The sequence below is a fragment of the Rhizobacter sp. P3_B12 genome, assembly GCF_056402895.1.
The window spans coordinates 1-6,461 of record NZ_JBFUGN010000291.1; the positions used below are offsets into that span (position 1 = coordinate 1).

Genomic DNA, 6,461 nt, shown 5'->3' on the forward strand with positions numbered 1-6,461 from the left:
CGCATGGACGGCAAGCCGCTCGCGCTGCCCGACCGGCTGGCCTGGGYGCTCGGCAACCTGCTGATCTACGGCCCGCTGCGCAACACGCTGGGCCTGTCGCGCGTGCGCGTGGCCTACACCGCCGGCGAGGCGATCGGGCCGGACCTGTTCAGCTTCTACCGCTCGATCGGCATCAACCTGAAGCAGCTCTACGGCTCGACCGAGACCGCCGTGTTCGTCTGCCTGCAACCCGACCACCAGGCGCGCGCCGACACGGTAGGCATCCCGATCGACGGCGTGGAACTGAAGGTCGGTGCCGACGGCGAGGTGCTGGTGCGCTCGGCCGGGTTGCTGAAGGGCTACTACCGCAACGAGGCGGCGACGGCCGAGGTGCTCTCGCCCGACGGCTGGTACCGCACCGGCGACGCCGGCTTCCTCGACGCGCAGGGGCACCTGAAGATCATCGACCGCGCGAAGGACGTCGGCCGGCTGGTCGGCGGCGCGAACGACGGCGCGATGTTCGCGCCCAAGTACGTCGAGAACAAGCTGAAGTTCTTCCCGCACATCAAGGAGGCGGTGGCCTTCGGCGATGGGCGCGAGAAGGTCTGCGCCTTCATCAACATCGACATGGAGGCGGTGGGCAACTGGGCCGAGCGCCGCAACCTGCCCTACGCCGGRTACACCGACCTGGCGCAGAAGCCCGAGGTGTACGAACTGGTGCGCGACTGCGTGGAGCAGGTCAACGCCGACCTCGCGGCCGACGACAAGCTCGCCGGCAGCCAGATCACGCGCTTCCTGGTGCTGCACAAGGAGCTCGACGCCGACGACGGCGAACTCACCCGCACGCGCAAGGTGCGGCGCGGCTTCATCGGCGAGCGCTACCAGGTGCTGGTCGATGCGCTGTACGGCGGCCGCGCCTCGCAGTACATCGAGACCGCGGTGAAGTTCGAGGACGGCCGCAGCGGCATGGTCGCCGCCGACCTGCGCATCGCCGACGCGAAGACCTTCGCGCCAGTCAGGAGCGCCGCATGACGCGAGCCGTGGGCGACGTGATCCTCGACGTGAAGAACATCAGCCTGTCGTTCGGCGGCGTGAAGGCACTGACCGACATCAGCTTCGACCTGCGCGAGCACGAGATCCGCGCCATCATCGGCCCGAACGGCGCCGGCAAGAGCTCGATGCTGAACTGCATCAACGGCGTCTACCAGCCGCAGCAGGGTTCGATCGCGCTGCGCGGGCGCACCTTCCGCCACATGAACTCGCGCCAGGTCGCCGAGATGGGCGTCGCGCGCACCTTCCAGAACCTGGCGCTGTTCAAGGGCATGAGCGTGCTCGACAACATCATGACCGGCCGCAACCTGCGCATGAAGAGCAACCTGCTGCTGCAGGCGCTGCGGTTCGGGCCGGCCGAGCGCGAGGAGATCGAGCACCGGCGCGTCGTCGAACGCATCATCGATTTCCTGGAGATCCAGCCGTACCGCAAGACGCCGGTCGGCAAGATGCCGTACGGGCTGCAGAAGCGCGTCGACCTCGGCCGCGCGCTCGCGATGGAGCCGCAGGTGCTGCTGCTGGACGAGCCGATGGCCGGCATGAACGTCGAGGAGAAGCAGGACATGAGCCGCTTCATCCTCGACGTGAACGACGAGTTCGGCACGACCATCGTGCTGATCGAGCATGACATGGGGGTGGTGATGGACATCAGCGACCGGGTGGTGGTGCTCGACTACGGCAGGAAGATCGGCGACGGCACGCCGGGCGAGGTGCGATCCGATCCGGATGTCATCAAGGCCTACCTCGGGGTTCAACACTGATGGGCTTCTTCCTCGAAACCCTCTTCGGCGGCCTGATGGCGGGCATGCTGTATGCGCTGATCGCGCTCGGCTTCGTGCTGATCTACAAGGCCTCGGGCGTCTTCAATTTCGCGCAGGGCGCGATGGTGCTGTTTGCGGCGCTCGCGATGGCGCGCTTCTCCGAGTGGTTCCCGCAGTGGTTCCACTTCGACAGCAAGCTGCTCGCCAACGTGCTGGRCTTCATCACCGCGGCGGCGTTGATGGTGGGGGTGGCCTGGCTGATCGAGCGGCTGTGCCTGTCGCGGCTGGTCAACCAGGACGGCATCACGCTGCTGATGGCGACGCTCGGCATCGCGTACTTCCTCGACGGGCTCGGCCAGACGCTGTTCGGCAACGACATCTACAAGATCGACGTCGGCATGCCGAAGGAGCCGCTGCTGGTGCTGCAGGGCACATTCGAAGGCGGCGTGCTGATCAGCCAGGAGGACCTGGTGGCGGCGCTGGTTGCGGCCACGCTGGTCGCGCTGCTCGCCCTCTTCTTCCAGAAGACGGCCACCGGGCGCGCGCTGCGTGCGGTGGCCGACGACCACCAGGCGGCGCAATCGATCGGCATCCCGCTCGACCGCATCTGGGTCATCGTGTGGTCGGTGGCCGGCATCGTCGCGCTGGTGGCCGGCATCATCTGGGGCAGCAAGCTGGGGGTGCAGTTCTCGCTGTCGCTGGTGGCGCTGAAGGCGCTGCCGGTGGTGATCCTCGGCGGACTCACGTCGATCCCCGGCGCGATCCTCGGCGGGCTGATCATCGGCGTCGGCGAGAAGCTGTCGGAGATCTACCTCGGGCCGATGCTCGGCGGGGGCATCGAGATCTGGTTCGCCTATGTGCTGGCGCTGCTGTTCCTCCTCGTCAGGCCCCAGGGCCTGTTCGGCGAGAAGATCATCGATCGGGTCTGAGCCATGCTGTACAGAGAGAACGGCCAGTTCAAGACCAGCTACCGCGCCGACCAGCAGATCTTCCCGGTGCTGCAGGACCGCGTCGCGATCCTCGCGCTGCTGGCGGTCGCCTTCGTCGTGCTGCCACTCACCGCGCCCGAGTACCTGTTCCGCGCGATCCTGATCCCGTTCCTGATCCTGTCGCTCGCCGCGCTCGGGCTGAACATCCTCGTCGGCTACTGCGGCCAGATCTCGCTGGGCACCGGCGCCTTCATGGCGGTGGGCGCGTACGCGGCCTACAACTTCCAGGTGCGCATCCCGGGCATGCCGCTGATCGCGTCGCTGCTGCTCGGCGGCGTCTGCGCCACCGGCGTCGGGGTGCTGTTCGGCATCCCGTCGCTGCGCATCAAGGGGCTGTACCTGGCGGTCGCGACGCTGGCCGCGCAGTTCTTCACCGACTGGGCCTTCCTGCGCATCTCGTGGTTCACCAACAACTCGTCGTCGGGCTCGGTCAGCGTCTCGGGCCTGAACGTGCTTGGGCTGCCGATCGAATCGCCGGTGTCGAAGTACCTGCTGTGCCTCGGCTTCGTCTGCGTGTTCGCGCTGCTCGCGAAGAACCTGGTGCGCGCGAGCATCGGCCGCGAATGGATGGCGATGCGCGACATGGACGTCGCCGCCGCGGTGATCGGCATCCGCCCGATGTACGCCAAGCTCACCGCGTTCGCGGTCAGCTCGTTCATCGTCGGCGTGGCCGGCGCGCTGTGGGGCTTCATCCACCTCGGCGCCTGGGAGCCGGCGGCGTTCAACATCGACCGCTCGTTCCAGCTGCTGTTCATGGTGATCATCGGCGGGCTCGGCTCGATCAGCGGCAGCTTCATCGGCGCGGCCTTCATCATCCTGCTGCCGCTGCTGCTGAACCAGGTGCCGCGCTGGTTCGACATGCCGCTGTCGACCGCGCTCGCATCGCACCTCGAATCGATGATCTTCGGCGCGCTGATCGTGTTCTTCCTGATCGTCGAGCCGCACGGGCTGGCACGGCTGTGGTCCACCGCGCGCGAGAAGCTGCGGCTGTGGCCCTTCCCCCATTGAGCCCACCGATCGCGATTCCATCACCACCACCAACGGAGACAGACATGCAGTTCAAGTCGTTCGCACGGGTTGCCGCGATCGCCGCGGTGGGTTGGGCCGGCCTGCTCGCCGCGCCGGCCGCGCAGGCGCAGGCCAAGGAGCAGTTCTTCCCGCTGCTCGTCTACCGCACCGGCGCCTACGCGCCCAACGGCACGCCGTGGGCCAACGGCAAGCAGGACTACCTGAAGATGATCAACGCCCGCGACGGCGGCATCAACGGCGTCAAGCTGAGCTACGAGGAATGCGAGACCGGCTACGCGACCGACCGCGGCGTGGAATGCTACGAGCGCCTGAAGGGCCGCGCCGGCGTCACGCTGTTCGACCCGCAGGCCACCGGCATCACCTTCGCGCTGACCGACAAGGTGCCCGCCGACAAGATCCCGCTGATCACGCTCGGCTACGGCCTGGCGGCCTCGCAGGACGGCGGCGTGTTCAAGTGGAACTTCCCGCTGATGGGCTCGTACTGGACGGCCGCCGACGTCCTGATCCAGCACATCGGCAAGAAGGAAGGCGGGCTCGACAAGCTGAAGGGCAAGAAGATCGCGCTCGTCTACCACGACTCGCCGTTCGGCAAGGAGCCGATGCCGCTGCTGGAAGAGCGCGCGAAGACGCACGGCTTCGAGCTGGTGAAGATCCCGGTGACGGCGCCCGGCGTCGAGCAGAAATCGGCCTGGCTGCAGGTGCGCCAGCAGAAGCCCGACTACGTGCTGCTGTGGGGCTGGGGCGTGATGAACTCGACCGCGCTGAAGGAGGCGATCGCCACCGGCTACCCGCGCGAGAAGATGTACGGCGTGTGGTGGGCCGGCGCCGAGCCGGACGTGAAGGACGTCGGCGACGCCGCCAAGGGCTACAACGCGCTCGCGCTGAACACCTCGGGCCAGCAGCCGAAGGTGATCCAGGACATCCTGAAGTACGTGCACGACAAGGGCCAGGGCGCCGGACCGAAGGACGAGGTCGGCTCGGTGCTGTACACGCGCGGGCTGATCATCCAGATGCTCGGTGTCGAGGCGGTGCGGCGCGCGCAGGAGCGCTACGGCAAAGGCAAGGTGATGACCGGCGAGCAGGTGCGCTGGGGGCTGGAGAACCTGGCGCTGGACCAGAAGAAGCTCGATGCGCTCGGCTTCGCCGGCGTGATGCGGCCGGTCAGCACCTCGTGCCTCGACCACATGGGCACCACCTGGACGCGGGTGCACACCTGGGACGGCAGCAAGTGGAATTTCAGCTCCGACTGGTACCAGGCCGACGAGCAGATCCTGAAGCCGATGGTGAAGGCGGCGGCGGACAAGTACGCCGTCGACAAGAAGCTCACCCGCCGGACGCCAGAAGACTGCCAGAGCTGATCGCATGGCCGCGAACATCCTGCTCAACGTCAACGGGATCGAGGTGATCTACCACCACGTGATCCTGGTGCTGAAGGGCGTCTCGCTGCAGGTGCCCGAGGGCGGCATCGTCGCGCTGCTGGGCGGCAACGGCGCCGGCAAGACGACGACGCTGCGCGCCGTCAGCAACCTGCTGGCGGGCGAGCGCGGCGCGGTCACCAAGGGCAGCATCGAGCTGCGCGGCGACCGCATCGAGGCGCTGTCCACCGCCGAGATGGTGAACCGCGGCGTCGTGCAGGTGATGGAGGGCCGGCACTGCTTCGCGCACCTGACGATCGAGGAGAACCTGATGACCGGCGCCTGGACGCGGCGCGACGGCAAGGCGGCGGTGGCCGAGACGCTGGAGAAGGTCTACGGCTACTTCCCGCGGCTGAAGACGCGGCGCGGCTCACAGGCGGCCTACACCTCGGGCGGCGAGCAGCAGATGTGCGCGATCGGCCGCGCGCTGATGGCGAACCCGAAGATGGTGCTGCTCGACGAGCCGTCGATGGGCCTCGCGCCGCAGATCGTCGAGGAGGTGTTCGAGATCGTGCGCGACCTGAACCAGCGCGAGCGCGTGACCTTCCTGCTCGCCGAGCAGAACACCGCGATGGCGCTGCGCTATGCCGACCACGGCTACATCCTCGAGAACGGCCGTGTCGTGATGGACGGGGCGGCGAAGGCGCTGGCCGAGAACGAGGACGTGAAGGAGTTCTACCTCGGCACCGGCGGCGCCAAGGACGACGTGGAGCGCAAGAGCTTCCGCGACGTCAAGAGCTACAAGCGCCGCAAACGCTGGCTGAGCTGAAGGGAGACGACGATGTCCGATGATTTCTTTGCGCCACCGGCCTTCAAGCCCGACGAGACTCTCGTCACGCTGAAGCGCCAGCTGCGCGAGCTGAAGCCGCTGGCCGAGCGCGGCGCGGCGTTCGACTGGAAAGGCAAGCCGGTGCTCCAGCTCGCGAGCGATGCCGCGACGATCACCGCGCGCATCGCCCGCCGGCCGATCACGACGCCGGAATGGGACACGCRGGTGCTGAAGAGCGGCGCCGACGTGCGCAAGCTGGTCGACGAGGTGCGCAAACGCCTGGCCCGCTGGGCGGATGACGAGTGATGGGTACCTTCTTCGACGCGCTGGAAACACGTGAGCCGGCCGAGCGCGAGCGCGCGCTGTTCGCGGCGCTGCCGGCGCTGCTGGCGCATGCGCAGGCCCATGCGCCGGCATTCGCCGCGCTGCCCGCCGGTGCCGATGCCGCGCGCATCACCGACCACACGGC

Annotated in this window: 7 protein-coding genes; all 7 read left to right on the forward strand. The window is 67.8% G+C overall.

The window, feature by feature from the left end:
- A partial coding sequence (locus AC1D01_RS16300) for an AMP-binding protein (protein WP_477868002.1) occupies positions 1 to 1,011 on the forward strand: 1,011 nt, incomplete at its 5' end.
- Positions 1,008 to 1,790, forward strand: a complete 783-nt coding sequence (locus tag AC1D01_RS16305; RefSeq protein WP_477868004.1) for an ABC transporter ATP-binding protein — start codon at positions 1,008 to 1,010, stop codon at positions 1,788 to 1,790. The genes AC1D01_RS16300 and AC1D01_RS16305, both read left to right, overlap by 4 nt.
- Complete coding sequence (locus AC1D01_RS16310) at positions 1,790 to 2,719, forward strand: branched-chain amino acid ABC transporter permease (protein WP_477868006.1); 930 nt, start codon at positions 1,790 to 1,792, stop codon at positions 2,717 to 2,719. Before AC1D01_RS16305 ends, AC1D01_RS16310 begins: the two co-directional genes overlap by 1 nt.
- Before the next feature lie 3 nt (positions 2,720 to 2,722).
- Positions 2,723 to 3,787 carry a branched-chain amino acid ABC transporter permease gene (locus tag AC1D01_RS16315; protein ID WP_477868008.1) on the forward strand — a complete coding sequence of 355 codons (1,065 nt, stop codon included), beginning with the start codon at positions 2,723 to 2,725 and terminating at the stop codon, positions 3,785 to 3,787.
- A gap of 44 nt (positions 3,788 to 3,831) precedes the next feature.
- Positions 3,832 to 5,166 (forward strand): ABC transporter substrate-binding protein, encoded by a 1,335-nt coding sequence (locus tag AC1D01_RS16320; RefSeq protein WP_477868010.1) that lies wholly within the window; start codon positions 3,832 to 3,834, stop codon positions 5,164 to 5,166.
- A 4-nt stretch (positions 5,167 to 5,170) separates the two neighbouring features.
- Entirely contained in the window at positions 5,171 to 5,992 is an 822-nt protein-coding gene (locus AC1D01_RS16325) for an ABC transporter ATP-binding protein (protein WP_047506412.1), read from the forward strand.
- Between the two features lie 12 nt (positions 5,993 to 6,004).
- Positions 6,005 to 6,298, forward strand: a complete 294-nt coding sequence (locus AC1D01_RS16330; RefSeq protein WP_477868012.1) for a hypothetical protein — start codon at positions 6,005 to 6,007, stop codon at positions 6,296 to 6,298.
- Positions 6,299 to 6,461 lie beyond the last annotated feature (163 nt).

Coding starts and splice junctions, on each gene's coding strand:
- AC1D01_RS16305 (WP_477868004.1), top strand. CDS start 1,008: ATGACGCGAGCCGTGGGCGACGTGATCCTCGACGTGAAGAACATCAGC.
- AC1D01_RS16315 (WP_477868008.1), top strand. CDS start 2,723: ATGCTGTACAGAGAGAACGGCCAGTTCAAGACCAGCTACCGCGCCGAC.
- AC1D01_RS16320 (WP_477868010.1), top strand. CDS start 3,832: ATGCAGTTCAAGTCGTTCGCACGGGTTGCCGCGATCGCCGCGGTGGGT.
- AC1D01_RS16325 (WP_047506412.1), top strand. CDS start 5,171: ATGGCCGCGAACATCCTGCTCAACGTCAACGGGATCGAGGTGATCTAC.